The organism is Vibrio sp. T11.5, assembly GCF_027587155.1.
Classification (GTDB): domain Bacteria; phylum Pseudomonadota; class Gammaproteobacteria; order Enterobacterales; family Vibrionaceae; genus Vibrio; species Vibrio neptunius.
On record NZ_JAPPTP010000015.1, the window covers coordinates 41,028 to 60,132 of the forward strand.

Annotated in this window: 18 protein-coding genes; 16 read left to right on the forward strand and 2 right to left on the reverse strand. The window is 46.0% G+C overall.

The genetic code is table 11. The features are described from left to right. Positions 1-24: 24 nt before the first annotated feature. Positions 25-534, forward strand: coding sequence for a PTS glucose transporter subunit IIA (gene crr / locus OH455_RS15270; RefSeq protein WP_006957369.1), 510 nt, complete (start codon positions 25-27; stop codon positions 532-534). A gap of 66 nt (positions 535-600) precedes the next feature. Here crr and OH455_RS15275 read toward each other — a convergent pair whose 3' ends face one another. Continuing rightward, positions 601-1,755: a 2-octaprenyl-3-methyl-6-methoxy-1,4-benzoquinol hydroxylase gene (locus tag OH455_RS15275; RefSeq protein WP_269981992.1), complete on the reverse strand. Its 1,155-nt coding sequence runs from the start codon at positions 1,753-1,755 to the stop codon at positions 601-603. A 288-nt stretch (positions 1,756-2,043) separates the two neighbouring features. Between OH455_RS15275 and miaB the strand changes: the two genes are divergently transcribed. The 5 genes from miaB to lnt all read left to right on the forward strand — a co-directional run bounded on the left by miaB (position 2,044) and on the right by lnt (position 7,697). Then, positions 2,044-3,468, forward strand: a complete 1,425-nt coding sequence (miaB, locus tag OH455_RS15280) for a tRNA (N6-isopentenyl adenosine(37)-C2)-methylthiotransferase MiaB (protein ID WP_045974662.1) — start codon at positions 2,044-2,046, stop codon at positions 3,466-3,468. 119 nt (positions 3,469-3,587) lie between these two features. Further along, entirely contained in the window at positions 3,588-4,685 is a 1,098-nt protein-coding gene (locus OH455_RS15285; RefSeq protein ID WP_045974663.1) for a PhoH family protein, read from the forward strand. After that, positions 4,682-5,152 (forward strand): rRNA maturation RNase YbeY, encoded by a 471-nt coding sequence (gene ybeY / locus OH455_RS15290; RefSeq protein WP_045974664.1) that lies wholly within the window; start codon positions 4,682-4,684, stop codon positions 5,150-5,152. The genes OH455_RS15285 and ybeY overlap by 4 nt, the downstream gene beginning before the upstream one ends. A gap of 98 nt (positions 5,153-5,250) precedes the next feature. Further along, positions 5,251-6,150, forward strand: coding sequence for a CNNM family magnesium/cobalt transport protein CorC (gene corC, locus OH455_RS15295; protein ID WP_045974665.1), 900 nt, complete (start codon positions 5,251-5,253; stop codon positions 6,148-6,150). A 38-nt stretch (positions 6,151-6,188) separates the two neighbouring features. Then, positions 6,189-7,697 (forward strand): apolipoprotein N-acyltransferase, encoded by a 1,509-nt coding sequence (lnt, locus tag OH455_RS15300; RefSeq protein WP_269981993.1) that lies wholly within the window; start codon positions 6,189-6,191, stop codon positions 7,695-7,697. A gap of 71 nt (positions 7,698-7,768) precedes the next feature. On the opposite strand, the gene OH455_RS15305 is transcribed toward lnt, so the two are convergent. Further along, complete coding sequence (locus OH455_RS15305) at positions 7,769-8,239, reverse strand: zinc ribbon-containing protein (RefSeq protein WP_045974667.1); 471 nt, start codon at positions 8,237-8,239, stop codon at positions 7,769-7,771. Between the two features lie 138 nt (positions 8,240-8,377). On the opposite strand from OH455_RS15305, the gene leuS reads away from it, so the two are divergent. The 10 genes from leuS (at position 8,378) to ybeD (ending at position 19,055) form a co-directional block, all read left to right on the forward strand. Then, complete coding sequence (gene leuS / locus OH455_RS15310) at positions 8,378-10,951, forward strand: leucine--tRNA ligase (RefSeq protein WP_206375881.1); 2,574 nt, start codon at positions 8,378-8,380, stop codon at positions 10,949-10,951. 111 nt (positions 10,952-11,062) lie between these two features. After that, on the forward strand, positions 11,063-11,695 hold the full coding sequence (locus OH455_RS15315; protein ID WP_269981994.1) for an LPS-assembly lipoprotein LptE: 633 nt from the start codon (positions 11,063-11,065) through the stop codon (positions 11,693-11,695). 8 nt (positions 11,696-11,703) lie between these two features. Continuing rightward, on the forward strand, positions 11,704-12,717 hold the full coding sequence (holA, locus tag OH455_RS15320; RefSeq protein WP_269981995.1) for a DNA polymerase III subunit delta: 1,014 nt from the start codon (positions 11,704-11,706) through the stop codon (positions 12,715-12,717). A 59-nt stretch (positions 12,718-12,776) separates the two neighbouring features. Further along, entirely contained in the window at positions 12,777-13,094 is a 318-nt protein-coding gene (rsfS, locus tag OH455_RS15325; protein ID WP_045974683.1) for a ribosome silencing factor, read from the forward strand. A gap of 3 nt (positions 13,095-13,097) precedes the next feature. Beyond that, positions 13,098-13,568 (forward strand): 23S rRNA (pseudouridine(1915)-N(3))-methyltransferase RlmH, encoded by a 471-nt coding sequence (gene rlmH, locus OH455_RS15330; protein ID WP_045974671.1) that lies wholly within the window; start codon positions 13,098-13,100, stop codon positions 13,566-13,568. A 6-nt stretch (positions 13,569-13,574) separates the two neighbouring features. Beyond that, positions 13,575-15,464 carry a penicillin-binding protein 2 gene (gene mrdA, locus OH455_RS15335; RefSeq protein WP_269981996.1) on the forward strand — a complete coding sequence of 630 codons (1,890 nt, stop codon included), beginning with the start codon at positions 13,575-13,577 and terminating at the stop codon, positions 15,462-15,464. After that, entirely contained in the window at positions 15,464-16,585 is a 1,122-nt protein-coding gene (gene rodA / locus OH455_RS15340; protein ID WP_206371326.1) for a rod shape-determining protein RodA, read from the forward strand. The genes mrdA and rodA overlap by 1 nt, the downstream gene beginning before the upstream one ends. Then, positions 16,586-17,368 carry a septal ring lytic transglycosylase RlpA family protein gene (locus tag OH455_RS15345; RefSeq protein WP_269981997.1) on the forward strand — a complete coding sequence of 261 codons (783 nt, stop codon included), beginning with the start codon at positions 16,586-16,588 and terminating at the stop codon, positions 17,366-17,368. 89 nt (positions 17,369-17,457) lie between these two features. Further along, entirely contained in the window at positions 17,458-18,636 is a 1,179-nt protein-coding gene (locus OH455_RS15350) for a serine hydrolase (RefSeq protein ID WP_045974675.1), read from the forward strand. A gap of 140 nt (positions 18,637-18,776) precedes the next feature. Next, positions 18,777-19,055 carry a DUF493 family protein YbeD gene (gene ybeD / locus OH455_RS15355; RefSeq protein WP_045974676.1) on the forward strand — a complete coding sequence of 93 codons (279 nt, stop codon included), beginning with the start codon at positions 18,777-18,779 and terminating at the stop codon, positions 19,053-19,055. The last annotated feature ends 50 nt before the right edge of the window (positions 19,056-19,105 follow it).

Genomic DNA, 19,105 nt, shown 5'->3' on the forward strand with positions numbered 1-19,105 from the left:
ATAAAACGTTAGGAGCATGACACAATGGGTCTGTTTGACAAACTTAAGAAGCTAGTATCTGACGACAGTGCTGACGCAGGTGCAATTGAAATCATCGCGCCTCTGTCTGGTGAAATCGTAAACATCGAAGATGTGCCAGATGTCGTTTTCGCTGAGAAAATCGTTGGTGACGGTATTGCTATCAAACCTGCTGGCAGCAAGATGGTAGCTCCTGTAAACGGTACAATCGGTAAGATCTTTGAAACTAACCACGCATTCTCAATCGAGTCTGACGACGGCGTAGAGCTATTCGTTCACTTCGGTATCGACACTGTTGAACTAAAAGGCGAAGGCTTCAAGCGTATTGCAGAAGAAGGTCAAACAGTTAAAGCTGGCGACACTATCATCGAGTTCGATCTAGCGCTTCTAGAAGAGAAAGCAAAATCAACTCTAACTCCTGTCGTTATCTCTAACATGGACGAAATTAAAGAGCTGAACAAGCTATCTGGTTCAGTATCTGTGGGTGAAACACCAGTCCTACGCGTAACTAAGTAATTTTTACTTAGCCAACTACAAAAAACGCAGCGACTCAGCTGCGTTTTTTATTTCCTTTCTTTCAGATTATTTTAGCCCCAATGCGTATTTCAACACCTGACTTTTTAACGGCCCAGCATTGTCAGCCACTTTTAGTGCGGCGTTGCGGACAAATTTAAGTGGAGCCAGATCGTTACTAAAACTCTTGTAGAAAAAGTCCATTCCCGATTGCATAAGCAGGTTATCAGGGCGACGTTTACGTTCGTAGAGCTTGAGCACTTCCTGCGAAAAATGTGCCTTTCCTTCCGTCACGTCAAGTAATGCTGCAACATCTTTAAAGCCAATATTTACCCCCTGCCCAGCCAGCGGGTTTATTGTATGCGCGGAATCACCAGCAAGCACACAACCAAGCGCTGAATAGGACTGTGCGTGTCGTCTGGTTAGAGGGAATGAGCCCGCTTGGAGTACTTTAATATCGCCTAGTTCGGCAGGAAAATGACTCAGAACCTCTTGCCTTAGCTGCTCATTGGTCATAGAACACAGCTGTTTGATGCGCTGAGGAGAATCATACCAGACCAATGAGCCCTGATTTCCGCATAACGGAAGAAATGAACGCGGCCCTGATGGCGTAAATTGCTGCCAAGTAATGTCTTGTTGGGGCTGTTCAGTTTCAACATTAATCAGCATACAGTGTTGGCGATAGTCCCATGCTGTCACACCAATCCCAGCGAGATCTCTAACCTGAGAATTAGCTCCGTCAGCCCCAACAACCAAGTCAGCCTGAATAGATTGCCCAGAAATCAAGCTAACCGTGCAAGGTTGACCAAACTCAATGTGATCTAATCGCTCTGGGCAGCGAAGCGTGATGTTAGAGTAACGTTCAAATTCCCTCCACAGTCCCAACTGAATCAGGCGGTTTTCAACAATATAGCCAAGTCGCTCCATATTCAGTGCATCAGCATGGAAACGGGTTCTGCATTCTGGGTGTTCCCAAGTTTCCAGTCGACGGTATGGACATACTCGCATCTGTAATATTGCCTGCCACGCACCCAGTTCTTCCAATATCGAGACAGAATGCTGTGAGATCGCCGAGACGCGAATATCCATCGGCTGATCTGCTGAAAACGGCTGAGGTGCCTTACCTTCAACGACAACAACGGCTCTGCCTTGCTTGGCGAAACCGATCGCAATCGCCGCACCAACCATACCGCCACCGATAACGGCAACATCATATTTGGTCATATTTTGCACTTTATTTGTTGATTATATCGCTGTTTTTCATTGTACTTTTTCATCGCCGAAATGTAACCAAAAACCTCAACACATATAAGGGCAAAGCCCTTGCATTGCAAAGGTTTTAACTGAAAAGGTGACAACACTAGTCAGTGGGTTTTTAAAGCAGTACAATACGCCGCTGACCGCCACCATAGCGGCTAAAGTATCGCCAATTGCAAAGAATAAAAGCGGCTGGCGCTGTTATATACTGGGCGATTTGCTCCCTTAATTTAAACTAACGATCGAGCGAACAACATGAGTAAAAAACTGCTAATTAAAACCTGGGGCTGTCAGATGAACGAATACGATTCATCGAAAATGGCCGATCTACTGAATGCAGCAAACGGCTATGAGCTAACAGAAGAACCAGAGGAAGCAGACGTACTACTATTGAATACCTGTTCTATCCGTGAAAAAGCACAAGAAAAGGTATTCCACCAGCTAGGTCGTTGGAAAACCCTTAAAGATAAAAAAGAAGGCGTTGTTATTGGTGTGGGCGGCTGTGTAGCGACTCAGGAAGGTGACCACATTCGCGAGCGTGCGCCGTTCGTTGACGTCATCTTTGGCCCTCAGACATTGCACCGCCTGCCTGAAATGATCAAACAGTCGCAGAGTAATGACGCGCCAGTGATGGACATCTCTTTCCCAGAGATTGAGAAGTTTGACCGCCTGCCAGAGCCACGTGCAGAAGGCGCTACCGCATTTGTTTCTATTATGGAAGGTTGTTCGAAGTACTGTACCTACTGTGTTGTACCGTACACCCGTGGTGAAGAAGTTAGCCGCCCGATGGATGATGTTCTATTCGAAATTGCTCAGCTAGCGGATCAAGGCGTACGTGAAGTGAACCTGCTAGGGCAAAACGTTAACGCTTACCGAGGTCCAACACACGAAGGTGATATCTGCAGCTTCGCAGAGTTGCTTCGCCTTGTCGCTTCAATTGATGGTATCGACCGAATTCGTTTCACCACCAGTCACCCGCTTGAATTCACCGATGACATTATTGCCGTTTACGAAGACACGCCAGAGCTAGTAAGCTTCTTGCACCTACCAGTGCAAAGTGGCAGCGACCGTATTCTAACTATGATGAAGCGCCCGCACACAGGTATCGAATACAAGTCAATTATCCGTAAACTGCGCAAAGCGCGTCCTGATATTCAAATCAGCTCTGACTTTATTGTTGGCTTCCCAGGTGAATCTGATATGGACCACCAAGCCACAATGAAGCTGATCAAAGATGTCGATTTCGACATGAGCTTCAGCTTTATCTTCTCGCCACGTCCGGGGACACCCGCTGCAGATTATCCATGTGACCTGTCAGAGCAGACCAAGAAAGAGCGCCTGTACGAACTTCAGCAAACAGTGAATGCGCAAGCGATGCGCTTCTCTCGCCTGATGCTGGGTACAGAACAACGCGTATTGGTTGAAGGTCCTTCGAAAAAGAATCTGATGGAACTTCGCGCACGGACTGAGAACAACCGCGTTGTTAACTTCGAAGGTAATGCTGAGCTTATCGGTCAATTTGTAGATGTGAAAATTACGGATGTCTTCGCTAACTCATTACGTGGTGAAATTGTGCGTACAGAGAAAGACATGGATCTGCGCACGGTAATCTCACCAACTCAGATGATGGCGAAAACAAAACGCGAAGATGAGCTAGGTGTAGCAACCTTTACACCTTAAGTTCGAATTTAGCTTGAATTTACCTGACTCTGATACCATCTTAGAGAAAGGTATATAAAGTCACTAAAAGCCCGGTCTAAATCGGGCTTTTTTAGAGTGACAAACAACGAGAGGCAACTTTGAGCAATAAAATTGTGACTCTAGAGATCGATCTAGAACCTTCTGATAACCGCCGCCTTGCAAGTCTGTGCGGTCCTTTCGATGACAACATCAAACACTTAGAACGCCGTTTGGGTGTCGAAATTAGCTACCGAGGCAACTTCTTTACCATCGTAGGTAAGCCACATACCAGTGCTGCAGCGCTTGAAATCATTAAAACACTTTACGTCAACACGGCACCTGTTCGCGGCAACATTCCTGATGTTGAACCAGACGAAATCCACCTTGCGATAAAAGAGACGGGTGTACTTGAGCAAGATCTAGAAGCAAGCTTCGAGCACGGCAAAGAAGTGTTCATTAAGACCAAGAAAGGCGTCATCAAACCGCGTACGCCAAACCAAGGTCAATACTTAATGAACATGGTTACCCATGACATCTCTTTCGGTATTGGTCCTGCCGGTACAGGTAAAACTTACCTCGCCGTTGCAGCCGCTGTTGATGCCCTTGAACGCCAAGAAATTCGCCGTATTCTCCTCACTCGCCCTGCGGTTGAAGCCGGCGAGAAGTTAGGTTTCCTACCAGGTGACCTGAGCCAAAAAGTCGACCCTTATCTTCGTCCACTTTACGACGCTCTTTTCGAAATGTTGGGCTTCGAGAAAGTAGAGAAACTGATTGAACGTAATGTTATTGAAGTGGCTCCACTGGCTTATATGCGGGGCCGTACATTAAACGATGCGTTCATCATCTTGGATGAAAGTCAGAATACAACCGTTGAACAAATGAAAATGTTCCTGACTCGAATCGGCTTCAACTCCCGCGCAGTCATCACTGGTGATGTTACTCAAATTGATTTACCGCGGGGAGCAAAGTCAGGTCTTCGCCATGCCATTGAAGTTCTCAATGAAGTAGATGAAATCAGCTTTAACTTTTTCCAATCTGACGACGTCGTTCGACACCCAGTGGTTGCTCGTATCGTCAATGCCTATGAGAAGTGGGAAGCGCAAGATCAAAAAGAGCGTAAAGAGTACGAAAAACGACGTCGTGAAGAACGCGAAGCAAAATTTCAGGATGCACCAGCGGCTCAACCTGGTGTGACTTCGGAGACGAAACCGTCATGAGCATCGAACTAGATCTTCAAGTAGCAGTCGAAGATGAGAAAGGCTTACCAAGCTTTGAAGATGTCTATCTCTGGTTAAACTCTGCAGTGACAAAATTTCAGCCTCAAGCCGAAATCACCGTTCGTATTGTCGATGAACAGGAAAGCCATCAGCTTAACCATGACTATCGCGGCAAAGACAAACCAACCAATGTGTTGTCTTTTCCTTTTGAAGCACCTCCGGGTATTGAGCTGGATTTGCTCGGTGATCTCATCATCTGCAAACAGGTAGTTGAGCAAGAAGCACAAGAGCAATCTAAACCTTTGATGGCACACTGGGCGCATATGGTTGTACATGGTAGCTTGCATCTGCTAGGTTATGATCATATCGAGGACGACGAAGCCGAAGAGATGGAGTCGTTCGAAACAGAAATTATGCTGAGTATGGGTTTTCAAGATCCATACCTAGCGGAAAAAGAGTCGTCGTAAGGCTGCTCGCTTGTGAAAGCCCAGAAGCTTTGTGTACCTCTTCTCGGCTTTCAATGTGAGCTATCACACATCTGATAGCGTTGCTTAATTGAGAAAAAATGAACGAAGATAATTCGCCCTCTTCTCTAGAAGGTAAAAAAGAAAAATCTGAAGGTCCGAGTAGAAAGTCCTTCTTCGGACGCCTAGGTCAACTGTTCCAAGGTGAACCTAAAGATCGCCAAGAGTTAGTGGAAGTGTTCCGTGACTCAGAAGAGAATGACCTGATCGACCACGACACCCGAGATATGCTTGAAGGTGTTATGGAAATCGCAGAAATGCGCGTGCGCGATATTATGATCCCACGCTCTCAAATGGTCACGGTTGATCGTAGCGATGATTTAGACGCTCTGGTTAACCTAATTACTGATGCACAACACTCACGCTACCCTGTTATCAGTGAAGACAAAGACCATGTTGAAGGCATCCTGTTAGCGAAGGACTTACTTAAATATTTAGGCTCAGGCAGTGCGCCATTTGATATTGAACAAGTGATCCGCCCTGCGGTCGTTGTTCCTGAAAGTAAACGGGTAGATCGTCTACTCAAAGAGTTCCGAGAGGAACGATATCACATGTCTATTGTCGTAGATGAGTTCGGTGGTGTTTCTGGTCTTGTGACTATTGAAGATATTCTCGAAGAGATCGTGGGTGACATCGAAGATGAATTCGACGACGAGGAAGAGCTAGATATCCGCAAACTCAGCAAGCACACCTACGCAGTGAAAGCCCTGACCACAATTGAAGAGTTCAACGAAACTTTCAATACCTCATTCAGTGATGAAGAGGTTGACACTGTTGGCGGTATGGTAATGACGGCATTCGGTCATCTCCCTTCACGCGGTGAAGTGGTTGAACTTGAAAACTATAGCTTCAAAGTTACCTCTGCGGACAACCGTCGTGTATTGCAGCTTCAAGTGACAATACCTGACGAAGAGCCTCTTCCGGAACCAGCCGAAGAGTAACGCTAATTTCCCCAAACGGGATACTCAGAAGTATTACGATGATAAAAACGCTTTTTCATCGCCTAAAACGGCCGCTTGCGGCCGTTTTTGTTGGCGCTTTAACAACTTTGGCTTTTGCTCCTTACCAGTTATGGCCAGTGGCCCTACTAAGCCCGATTATTTTGTTGGCTTTGATACACAATCAATCAACTAAAAATGCTCTTGGGATAGGCTACGCTTGGGGAGTCGGCCAATTCGCGACAGGTATCAGTTGGGTTCATATTAGTATCGATAACTTTGGTGGTATGCCCAAAATCGCCAGCGTATTCTTGATGGCACTCCTCGTCGGCTACTTGTCTCTATATTCGGGCTTATTTGCTTGGAGCTTGAATCGATTTTTTCCAACTTCAAACCGAACGCGGTTTCTCCTCGCCGCTCCTGCTATTTGGTTAATCTGTGACTGGCTACGTGGCTGGGTCATGACAGGTTTTCCATGGCTATGGCTTGGTTATAGTCAAATCGACAGCCCTTTAGCAAATTTTGCCCCAATTGGTGGCGTTGAAATACTGACCTTACTTCTGATAGCCAGTGCTGGCAGCATTGTCTATGCGGTCAATCATAAGCAATGGCTACACCTTCTGATCCCCGCGGTTATTTTTGCTACGGGATACGGACTACAATCTGCCAATTGGGTCACTCTCAACCCTAATAGCACCACTAAAATTGCGCTGATACAGGGTAATGTTAATCAAGCGAAGAAATGGTTACCACAAGAGCGCTGGCCAACCATCATGAAATACACTGATCTCACACGCGAGAACTGGGATGCCGACATTATTGTTTGGCCTGAGGCCGCCATCCCAGCGTTTGAATTTGAGATCTCAACGTATTTGAGCAATTTGGACTCCGCAGCTAAGATGAATCATAGTGCGATAATTACAGGTGTAGTCAATCAGGGAGAAGACCGCCAGTTCTACAACAGTATTCTTACTGTTGGTCAAACACCTTATGGCGATTACAGCTTTGATATGAGCGAACGTTATCACAAGCATCATCTATTGCCATTCGGTGAGTTTGTACCTTTTGAGAGTATCCTCAGGCCGTTAGCGCCGCTATTTAATCTACCTATGTCCTCATTTAGCCGAGGTGATTTCATACAGCCAAATATTGATGCTAACGGCAAACAACTGGCGCCTGCTCTGTGCTACGAGATTATTTTCAATGAGCAAGTACGTGAAAACGTCACTGAAGACACTGATTTTATATTAACTCTGTCAAACGATGCATGGTTTGGTAAATCAATCGGCCCATTGCAGCATATGGAAATCGCTCGTATGCGAGCGCTTGAGTTAGGTAAACCTGTCATTCGCTCAACCAACAATGGCGTTACCGCGGTGACCGATTACAAGGGCAACATCACCGCGCAGATCCCTCAGTTCGAAACAGAGGTCTTGCGCACAGAGGTCACCTCCACCCAAGGGCAAACTCCCTATCGGCAATTCGGAACTTGGCCACTCTACATCTGGGTACTACTGAGTTTGGTTGCTGGTTGGCGATTGAGGAAGTAAGAATAGGACCAGGGATGGGCGGACATGCCAATGCCCCCATCCTTTTTTGTCAGTAGCCAGACTATTTGCATTTAGGGCTTCAGCAGTTGGCGGCTAAAGCCTTTTCCACCACATTTCGTGCATGGAATGACCACAGTTGGATGGTTGTATTGCGTTTTATGACCACACTCGTCACACACTAAAAAACCTAATCCAATCACTTCACCTGCTTGATATAACCCTTGATGCTCTAAGTCAGCAAACAACTCAATCCATTCGACCTTTGTCCGGTCTGTAATATCCAATAGCCCCTGCCAGATTGAATCTGCTACCATAAGATAGAAAGGCCCCCCTTTCGATTCCTCATAGCTATCAGCAAACTCTTTCAAATCTGACTTCACATACGCTGACACCAAAGCCAGTTCATCTTTAGTCAAATCATTGGCCGCCTCAACGACCTTTTCTGAGGTTTCAAAAACGCGGTTGACTTCATCTGGGCTATGTTTGAGTGCTTCCACAACATCCTCAAACATCTCCTCATAACCTGCTTTACGTTTTGGCATAGTGACCTCCTTCTAGCGACTCGGGAGAATTGCGCCCGTAGGCTATTGTTGTGCTCCTCTCCTTTAGGTATTCTATGACGATCTATTTATGTCTGTTCTAACTGAACTCACAATTTCCAAGATAACCGGATATCATCGATGCAAGAGCAATACAACCCGCAAGATATTGAACAGAAAGTTCAAAAGCACTGGGATGACAACAAGACCTTTGTTGTAAGTGAAGACCCAAATAAAGAAAAATTCTACTGTCTCTCTATGTTCCCTTACCCAAGTGGTCGACTGCACATGGGCCACGTGCGTAACTACACCATCGGTGATGTGGTATCTCGTTTCCAACGTCTGCAAGGTAAAAATGTAATGCAGCCAATTGGTTGGGATGCATTTGGTCTACCAGCGGAAAACGCAGCGGTTAAAAACAATACAGCACCCGCGCCATGGACTTATGAAAACATTGAGTACATGAAAAAACAACTCAAGATGCTTGGTTTGGGTTACGACTGGAACCGTGAGTTCGCAACTTGTACGCCAGAGTACTACCGTTGGGAGCAAGAGTTCTTCACTAAGCTTTACGAAAAAGGCCTAGTTTACAAGAAGATGTCGACAGTTAACTGGGATCCAGTTGACCAAACAGTTCTTGCCAACGAGCAGGTTGTTGACGGCCGCGGCTGGCGTTCAGGCGCAATCGTTGAGCAAAAAGAAATCCCTCAATGGTTCATCAAAATTACTGAATACGCTCAAGAACTGATCGATGACCTAGACAAGCTAGATGGCTGGCCGGAAATGGTTAAAACCATGCAGCGTAACTGGATTGGTCGCTCTGAAGGTGTTGAACTCAAGTTCGAAGTAAAAGGTCAAGCTGACCTAGAAGTTTATACAACACGCCCAGACACACTAATGGGTGTGACTTACGTAGGTATCGCAGCAGGTCACCCTTTAGCAGCAGAAGCAGCTAAGACAAACCCAGAGTTAGCAGCCTTCGTTGAAGAGTGTAAGAACAATAAAGTAGCAGAAGCTGAAATGGCGACAATGGAGAAGAAAGGTATGGCGACTGGCCTTACTGCTATTCACCCATTGAACGGCCGCGAGGTTCCTGTTTACGTGGCTAACTTCGTACTAATGGACTACGGTACAGGCGCTGTAATGGCAGTACCTGCACACGACCAACGTGACTACGAGTTCGCGACTAAGTACGGTCTAGACATCATCCCTGTGATCAAGCCTACTGACGGCAGTGAACTGAACATCTCTGAAGAAGCGTACACAGAGAAAGGTGTACTGTTCGATTCAGGTGAGTTCGACGGTCTTGAATTCCAAGCAGCATTCGATGCAATCGCAGCGAAGCTTGAAGCTGAAGGCAAAGGTACTAAGACAGTTAACTTCCGTCTACGTGACTGGGGTGTGTCTCGTCAACGTTACTGGGGTGCGCCAATCCCAATGGTAACGACTGAAGATGGTGAAGTTCACCCAGTACCCGCAGATCAGCTACCTGTCATTCTTCCAGAAGACGTGGTAATGGACGGCGTAACTAGCCCTATCAAATCTGATAAAGAGTGGGCGAAGACAACATTTAACGGCGAACCAGCTCTACGTGAGACTGACACGTTCGATACCTTCATGGAATCTTCTTGGTACTACGCACGTTACTGTTCGCCACAAGCTGACGACATCCTAGACCCAGAAAAGGCAAATTACTGGCTACCAGTAGACCAGTACATCGGTGGTATCGAGCACGCTTGTATGCACCTACTGTACTCTCGCTTCTTCCACAAACTGCTGCGTGATGCAGGTTACGTTACCTCTGACGAGCCGTTCAAGCGCCTACTATGTCAAGGCATGGTCCTAGCTGATGCGTTCTCTTATGAGAACGAAAAAGGTGGTACGGAATGGGTTGCGCCTACTGACGTGACTGTTGAGCGTGACGGTAAAGGCCGCATAACTTCAGCGAAAGACAACACTGGCCGTGACGTTGAGCACTCGGGCATGATTAAGATGTCTAAGTCGAAGAACAACGGTATCGACCCGCAAGAGATGGTAGACAAGTATGGCGCTGATACTGTACGTCTATTCATGATGTTTGCCTCGCCTGCAGACATGACACTCGAGTGGCAAGAGTCTGGCGTTGAAGGGGCTAACCGCTTCCTGAAACGTGTTTGGAAACTAGTCAACGAGCACGCATCGAAAGGCGCGGCAGAAGCAGTGGATACTTCAGCACTGTCTAGCGACCAAAAAGCACTTCGTCGTGATGTTCACAAAACTATCGCGAAAGTGACAGACGATGTTGCTCGTCGCCAAACGTTCAACACAGCAATCGCAGCGATCATGGAACTAATGAACAAGCTAGCGAAAGCACCTCAAGCGTCTGCACAAGACCGTGCAATCCTTGATGAAGCACTAAAAGCTGTTGTTGCGATGCTTTACCCAATCACTCCACATATCTCTAGCGAAATGTGGGTTGGGCTTGGTGAAACTGACATCGATAACGCAACATGGCCAGTTCATGATGAGAAAGCTCTGGTTGAAGACGAGAAACTCATTATCGTTCAGGTTAACGGTAAACTACGTGCGAAACTGACTGTACCTGCCGACATTTCTAAAGAAGATATTGAAGCACTAGGTCTAAACGATGAGAACGTCACTAAGTTCACAGAGGGCAAGACTGTTCGTAAAGTGATTTACGTACCCGGTAAGCTTCTGAATATCGTTGCGAACTAATTCGCCGAGCTAAAGTCTTAAGCAGGGTGTATTGACCCTGCTTTACTTATCTCAGCCTATTCTGACGAGTAGCCTGAGATAAGTATTCCAATAATCGAGAAAAATTCACCAATGCGCCTATTGTCAATCTCTCCTATAAAGCTCGCCAGTGTTGTACTTACAGCGAGCCTGCTGTCTGCCTGTGGTTTCCATCTCCGTGGTGATTATTCTATCCCAGATGAGTTGGACACGATGTCTCTTACCAGTTATGACCAGTACAGTACGTTTACCCGAATGATGAAAGCCCAGCTGCGTATGAGTGAGATTGAAGTTGTTCCGCCATCGGATAACATCCCCAGCCTTCACTTACTCAGTGAAGGTGTGGGTGAACGTACACTCTCACTTTACCAAAATACTCGTGCAGCAGAGAAAGAACTCACTTTCCGAGCCTCTTACCGTGTAACTATCCCTGAACTAGGTTCGAAGACCTTTTCAACCAGCGTGACTCGAAGCTACTTGGATAACCCGCTAACAGCTCTAGCGAAGTCAGTGGAGCGCGATATGATCGAAGATGAAATGCGTAAGCTAGCTGCAACTCAGATCATTCGTCAAATGGCCCGTTTAAAGGCCGATATCGAGGCAAATGAGCTCGAAATAGAGTCAAAAGAAGCTCAATTGAAAACCGAGAAGGAGCAATACCGTATTAAAACCTACGTATCAGATGAACCTCAAGCCTCCTCTGATGAACACGCTAGCGTGCAGTAGAGTCTCAAATGCGGATATTTGCGGATCGATTGGTGGAACAGCTAAATAAGCAGCTCCACCCCACTTATCTACTTTTTGGCAATGAACCGTTACTACTACAAGAATCTCGACAGTCGATTCACAAAGCCGCTCAAGCTCAAGGTTTTGAAGAGCGGCACCGTTTTGCAGTAGACAATAACTTTGATTGGAATTCAGTGTATGACTGCTGCCAAGCCTTGAGTCTTTTCTCATCGCGCCAGTTAATTGAGTTAGAGCTCCCTGAATCAGGGGTAAACGCGGCGATGGCACAAGAACTAGTAGGCATTTCAAAGGCGTTGCATGACGACATTATTTTAGTGGTAATTGGCTCTAAACTCACCAAAGCTCAGGAAAATGCCAAATGGTTTAAAGCCTTAGCCTCCCGTGGCTGTTGGGTCAATTGCCTTACCCCCGATCTCAGCCGCCTACCTCAGTTTGTTCAATCTCGCTGCAGGGCTCTAAAACTGAGCCCAGATACAGAAGCGATTCAAATGTTGGCTCAGTGGCATGAAGGCAATTTGTTCGCACTGACACAAAGCCTAGAAAAACTGGCGCTTTTGTATCCTGATGGGCAACTTAACCTCATCAGGCTCGAAGAGTCGCTGAGCCGACATAATCATTTCACCGTATTTCACTGGTCAGACGCACTGCTAGCGGGAAAAGCTAACCGAGCTCAACGAGTATTAAGACAACTAGAAGCGGAAGGCGTTGAAGTAGTGATTTTGCTTCGAACCATTCAAAAGGAACTGACTCAGCTACTCTCTATGCAACAACAAATGCAATCACAATCCATTGGTCAAGTGTTTGAGCACCACCGGATATGGCAATCCAAGCGGCCGCTATACTCTGCGGCGTTGAACCGTCTTTCTCACAACAAGATCATTCAGTTAATTCATTTAATTGCCAAAGCTGAAATTGTTTCCAAAACTCAATATAGCCTGTCTAACTGGCCACTATTAAACCAGTTAAGTGCTGAGATGTGCTTGCCGCAAGTGAAGCTATAAAAAGCGTGGTATACTGCGCCGCTTTGATTTGACCCAAAATGAATAAAGAGGACATTACCTTGCAACTTGAAGAACTTAATGATTTTCTAGTAGATAAAGCCGACGACATGAAAGCACAGGACATTAAAACGTTAGATGTTCAGGGCAAATCTAATATCACTGACTACATGATAATCTGCACAGGCACTTCAAAACGTCACGTGGCTTCTATTGCCGAACATGTGGCAAAAGAATCCAAAATGGCTGGACTTGAACCACTAGGCATCGACGGCGAAAGTGAAGGTGAGTGGGTTGTCCTTGATATGGGCACGACCATTGTCCATGTCATGCAGGAAGAACAACGCGAGCTGTATCAACTGGAAAAACTCTGGGGCTAATTCATGAAGCTGCAGTTGATCGCCGTTGGTACAAAAATGCCAAAATGGGTTGAAGAAGGTTTTCAAGAATACAAACGCCGATTCCCTCACGACATGCCACTTGAACTTGTTGAAATTTCAGCCGGAAAACGGGGGAAAAATGCCGATATTGCAAGAATTTTGCAAAAAGAAGGCGAAGCCATGCTGGCGGCAGTGCCAAAAGGGAATCGAATTGTTACCCTAGATATTCCAGGAAAAAAATGGGATACGGCTCAATTAGCCCAACAGTTGGATAGTTGGAAACTTGATGGTCGTGATGTTTCGATTTTAATCGGTGGTCCTGAGGGGCTTGCTCCAGCTTGTAAAGCAGCTGCAGACCAAAGCTGGTCACTATCTGCATTGACGTTACCGCACCCTCTAGTTCGCATAGTGATGGCAGAAAGCCTGTATCGAGCTTGGAGTATCACTGCAAACCACCCATATCACCGGGAATAATCATTAATGTTACGGAAGCGCACCCGGATAAGGGATTATCAAGAAGAAGCACGGTTGTTTAAAAGCCGGGCCATTGTCGCTTTCATCGGGATAGTTGCCATGGTTGGCCTATTGATAACCAACTTGTATAACATCCAGATCAATCAATATCAGGACTATAAAACCCGCTCCAATGACAACCGTATCAAAGTTGTCCCAATTGCACCGAACCGTGGACTAATCTACGACAGGAACGGTATTCTACTGGCTGAAAATCGCCCGGTTTTCAACTTGGAGATCACACCTGAAAAGATCACAGACATGGAAGCGACCATTGCTCAACTTCAACAATATGTTGAGATAACGTCTGAGCAGATTGAGCGGTTTGAACGTGAACGACGTCAGACCCGCCGATTTAAATCGGTTCCGATCCTCACCCAATTGACTCAAGAACAAGTCGCCAAGTTTTCCGTCAATCAACACAAATTCCCCGGCGTTTCGGTCAACGCCAGCTTAAAACGTCATTACCCTTATGGCGAAGTGCTGACTCACGTAATTGGTTACGTCTCACGTATAAATGACCGAGATATACAGCGATTAATAAGAGAAGAAAAAGAAGCGAACTATCAGGCAACACGGGACATCGGAAAACTTGGTATTGAGCGCTATTACGAAGATCTTCTCCATGGTACTGCTGGCTATCAAGAAGTCGAAGTAAACAGCCGCGGACGTATTATCCGTACACTGAAGTATATTCCTCCGGTGCCAGGAAAAGACATCGTTCTCAACCTCGATATCGACTTACAAATCTATATTCACGAATTATTAGCGGGACGTCGTGGCAGCGCCGTTATTCTCGATCCCAAAGATAATGGTGTATTGGCAATGGTGTCCAGCCCAAGTTATGATCCTAACGCTTTCGTTCACGGTATTTCCGGCAAAGCTTATAGTGCTCTGCTCAATGATAAAAACCGCCCGTTGGTAAACCGCGCAACACTAGGCATTTATCCTCCAGCCTCAACAATTAAACCATTTATGGCGGTTGCGGCCCTGCAAGAAGGCGTCATTACACCCTATACAACACGCAACGACCCCGGATATTGGAAAATACCAAATTCAAAAACGAGGCCGTTCCGAGATTGGCTTCGCTGGGGGCATGGCCGAGTGAACATCGTTAAATCTATCGAAGAATCAGTGGATACCTTCTTTTACCAAATTGCTTACGATATGGGGATTGACCGAATATCTAATTGGATGATGATGTTTGGATTCGGTGAGAAAACGGGGATCGATATATACGAAGAGAGTAAAGCAAACATGCCAACTCGTGAGTGGAAGATGGCTCGTCACCGTGTACCTTGGTATCAGGGCGATACTATTCCTGTCGGTATCGGCCAAGGTTACTGGACCGCTACGCCAATGCAGATTGCCAAAGCCACTTCCGTATTGGTCAACCGAGGTAAACGCGTAGCACCACACCTCCTCCGGGCAACCATAGTGAATGGGGAAAAGTTTGACAAATACCAGCTTTCAACGCTGGAGTCTTACACCTACCCTCCAATTGAGGGAGTGAACGAGAAGTTTTGGGACTTATCCATAGAAGGTATGCGTTTGGCAAATCATGGAAAGAAAGGGACAGCGAGACGTTCGTTTTACAAAACGCCTTATATGAGTGGCGGGAAATCAGGTACGGCGCAAGTCTTTGGGTTAGCAGAAGACGAGGAGTACAATGCCGATGAGATTGCCGAGCATTTACGCGACCATGCCTTATTTACAGGATTTGCACCTATCGAAGAACCAAAACTTATTGTGACCATAGTATTAGAAAATGCTGGGGGGGGCTCCTCCCAAGGTGCTCCTGTTGTTAGACAGGTCTTCGACCACGTGTTAGTTAAAGATAAAGAGGCACAACAATAATGGATTTTGATCCAGCCACAGGCCAAAACCGAGCGCTGTTTGAACGCTTTCATATCGATTTGCCTCTACTCCTCGGTATTCTTGTGCTGATGGGCTTTGGCCTTGTTATTATGTACAGCGCAAGCGGTCAAAGCCTAGCAATGATGGATCGCCAGGCGATGCGCATGGGCTTATCTCTCGGTGTGATGGTGATTCTTGCCCAGATCCCACCACGAACTTACGAGACACTAGCGCCACTGATGTTTGTTGTCGGAGTTTTATTATTGTTTGGCGTATTGTTCTTTGGTGAAGCCTCCAAAGGAGCCCAGCGTTGGCTCAACCTTGGTTTTGTTCGCTTTCAACCCTCAGAATTGCTAAAACTTGCAGTACCTCTTATGGTCGCCCGCTATATTGGTAAGCGCTCACTGCCGCCGACTTTCCAAACCTTAGTGATGTCCTTAGTGATGGTTTTTGTACCGACCATACTGATTGCCAAACAACCCGATTTGGGTACTTCAATTTTGATTGCCGCTTCAGGGGTTTTCGTTATCTTCCTAGCTGGCATCAGTTGGAAAATCATCTTCGCTGCGGCCTGTGGCCTTGGTGCATTTTTGCCCATCTTATGGTTCTTCCTGATGAGGGAATACCAGAAAGTCCGAGTCCGCACTCTATTTAATCCGGAATCGGACCCTCTTGGTGCAGGCTATCACATTATCCAAAGTAAAATCGCGATTGGCTCTGGGGGAATATCTGGCAAAGGCTGGCTGCAAGGCACACAATCTCAGCTCGAATTTCTACCAGAACGTCACACTGACTTTATTTTTGCTGTTATTGCAGAAGAATGGGGCCTAATTGGTATCCTAATTTTACTTAGCTTATATCTGTTTATTATTGGCCGAGGGCTGGTATTGGCGAGCAAAGCACAAACTGCTTTTGGCAGAATGATGGCGGGCAGTATTGTTCTTAGTTTCTTTGTCTATGTATTTGTTAACATCGGCATGGTCAGTGGCATCTTACCTGTGGTCGGGGTTCCGCTTCCTCTAATTAGCTATGGCGGTACTTCCATGGTTACCTTAATGGCGGGCTTTGGCATCCTGATGTCCATTCACACTCATCGAAAAGCATTCTCAAAGGCAACCTAAATGTCTGTTTATAAACCTCTGCTAGGCATGCTTTGTGCCGTTACTACCTTAGTCGGCTGTTCCTCAACGCCTGATAAGCGATACTCTATCGATGACGACATCGCCCCCGATGCTCCTATTTCTGTTGAGCACATTGAAGACGCACATCCTCAATACGAGCCATATAGCCTAGGTGGCAATAGCGACTATACGCTTCGTGGCCAGCGTTATGAGATCATCAAAGAGCCTCAAGGTTTCACCCAAGAAGGTGTCGCCTCTTGGTATGGTAAGAAATTTCATGGTCACCAGACCTCTAACGGTGAAGTATACGATATGTACTCCATGTCAGCGGCACACAAAACCTTGCCTATACCTAGCTACGTAAAAGTGACCAACAAAGACAATGGTAGATCAGCAGTTGTACGCGTTAATGATCGTGGGCCTTTTCATCAAGGTCGAATCATAGACCTAAGTTTTGCCGCGGCAACCAAATTAGATGTCATCCGCACAGGAACGGCTAATGTGACCATAGAGGTCATTTCTGTCGACAAACCAACGCAAGCGCACAAACAAAAAGCATTGCCAAAATTCGTTGTTCAGGTAGCGTCTTCACAACATGAAGACAGAGTACGAACTTTAGCACAAGATCTGAGTCAAACACTTTCGGTAAAGAGCTATATCAGCTCGGATAAAAACCTTCACCGCGTGTTCTTAGGCCCATTTGATGACTATATGCTGACGCAAAAGGCTTTAGAACAAGTTAAGCTGATGGGCTATCCGAGTGCTTTTATAAAATCCCAGTAGTCCTCAATCCAGTGTGAGATACGCCGCACACTGGTTTGAGCGATTGTTTCTGTTAATATATGGACAGTTAATAAAAACCTGTAGTCAATATGAAAAAAACAACGCTAATTAAATCCGTTTTTGCGTCTTCTATTGCGCTTTCTGCAACTTTCGCATCCTCTTCGTTTGCCACCCCAATTGTGGTACCAGACGCTCCTCAAATCGCTGCGAAAGGCTACGTTTTGATGGACTATAACTCAGGTAAGATCCTCGCAGAAAAAGAGATGAACACTAAGTTGTCTCCTGCAAGTCTGACCAAAATGATGACCAGTTACGTGATCGGCCAAGAGCTAGAGCGCGGTAATATTTCGCTTCAGGACGACGTCACCATCAGCAAGAATGCTTGGGCTAAAAACTTCCCTGATTCTTCAAAGATGTTTATCGAAGTCGGCACAACAGTCAAAGTCGAAGAACTTAATCGCGGTATCATTGTTCAATCCGGTAACGATGCGTGTGTTGCTATGGCAGAGCACATTGCAGGGTCAGAAGATGCCTTCGTTGATCTGATGAATGCTTGGGCAGATACGCTAGGCATGAAAAACACTCACTTCGCCAATGTTCATGGCTTAGACAACCCTAATCTGTACTCTACGCCTTATGATATGGCGCTACTTGGCCAAGCATTAATTCGTGACGTACCAGACGAGTATCGTATTTACTCTGAGAAGAAATTCACCTACAACGGCATTACACAATACAACCGTAACGGCTTGCTTTGGGACAAAAGCATGAACGTTGACGGCATTAAAACCGGTCACACAAGTAACGCGGGTTATAGCCTAGTCAGCTCAGCAACTGAAGGAAAAATGCGCCTTGTTGCTGTTGTCATGGGAACCAAAAATGCAAACGCACGTAAATCAGAAAGCAAAAAACTACTGAGCTACGGATTTCGCTTCTTTGAAACAGTTGCTCCACACAAAGCTGGTGAAACCTTCGTCGAAGAAAAGATCTGGATGGGCGACAAAGATACGGTTGCACTGGGCTTAGACAAAGATACTTACGTTACCCTTCCTCGTGGGCAAGCCAAAAACCTTCAAGCCAGCTTCGTACTTGAAAAAGAACTAGAAGCCCCAATTAAGAAAGGTGATGTAGTAGGTAAGCTATACTATCAACTTGAAGGCGAAGATGTTGCTGAGTACCCACTTCTAGCGTTAGAAGATGTCAATAAAGGTAGTCTATTCAGCCGTCTGTGGGATTATATTGTGATGCTGTTTAAGAGCTTCCTCTAACTAGAACGCACCTACATCAAAAGCCGCTTATCGCGGCTTTTTTTATTCTCGCTAGGTAAGCTAGCGAGAATGTTGAGATTTAGAACCAATGGCAGTACTATTTCGCGCTGCTTAAATGACATTCAACTTGGAGTTTCAAAATGTTGACTATCAACTCAGACGCAAAACTGAAAGATCTGCTTGAGTTCCCTTGTTCTTTTACCTACAAGGTGATGGGCTACGCTAAGCCTGAGCTTCCAGAAAAGGTTCTTGAAGTTATCCAACGCCACGCTCCAGGTAACTACAGCCCCAGTGTGAAGCCAAGTGCAAAAGGTAACTACCATTCTGTATCTGTTACCATTACAGCGACGTCCATTGAGCAAGTCGAAACCTTATACAAAGAATTGGGCCAAATCGATATTGTGCGTATGGTTCTATAATTTTATTTGATGAAATAAAATTAATTTGAAAGCAGCGTAAGCTGCTTTCT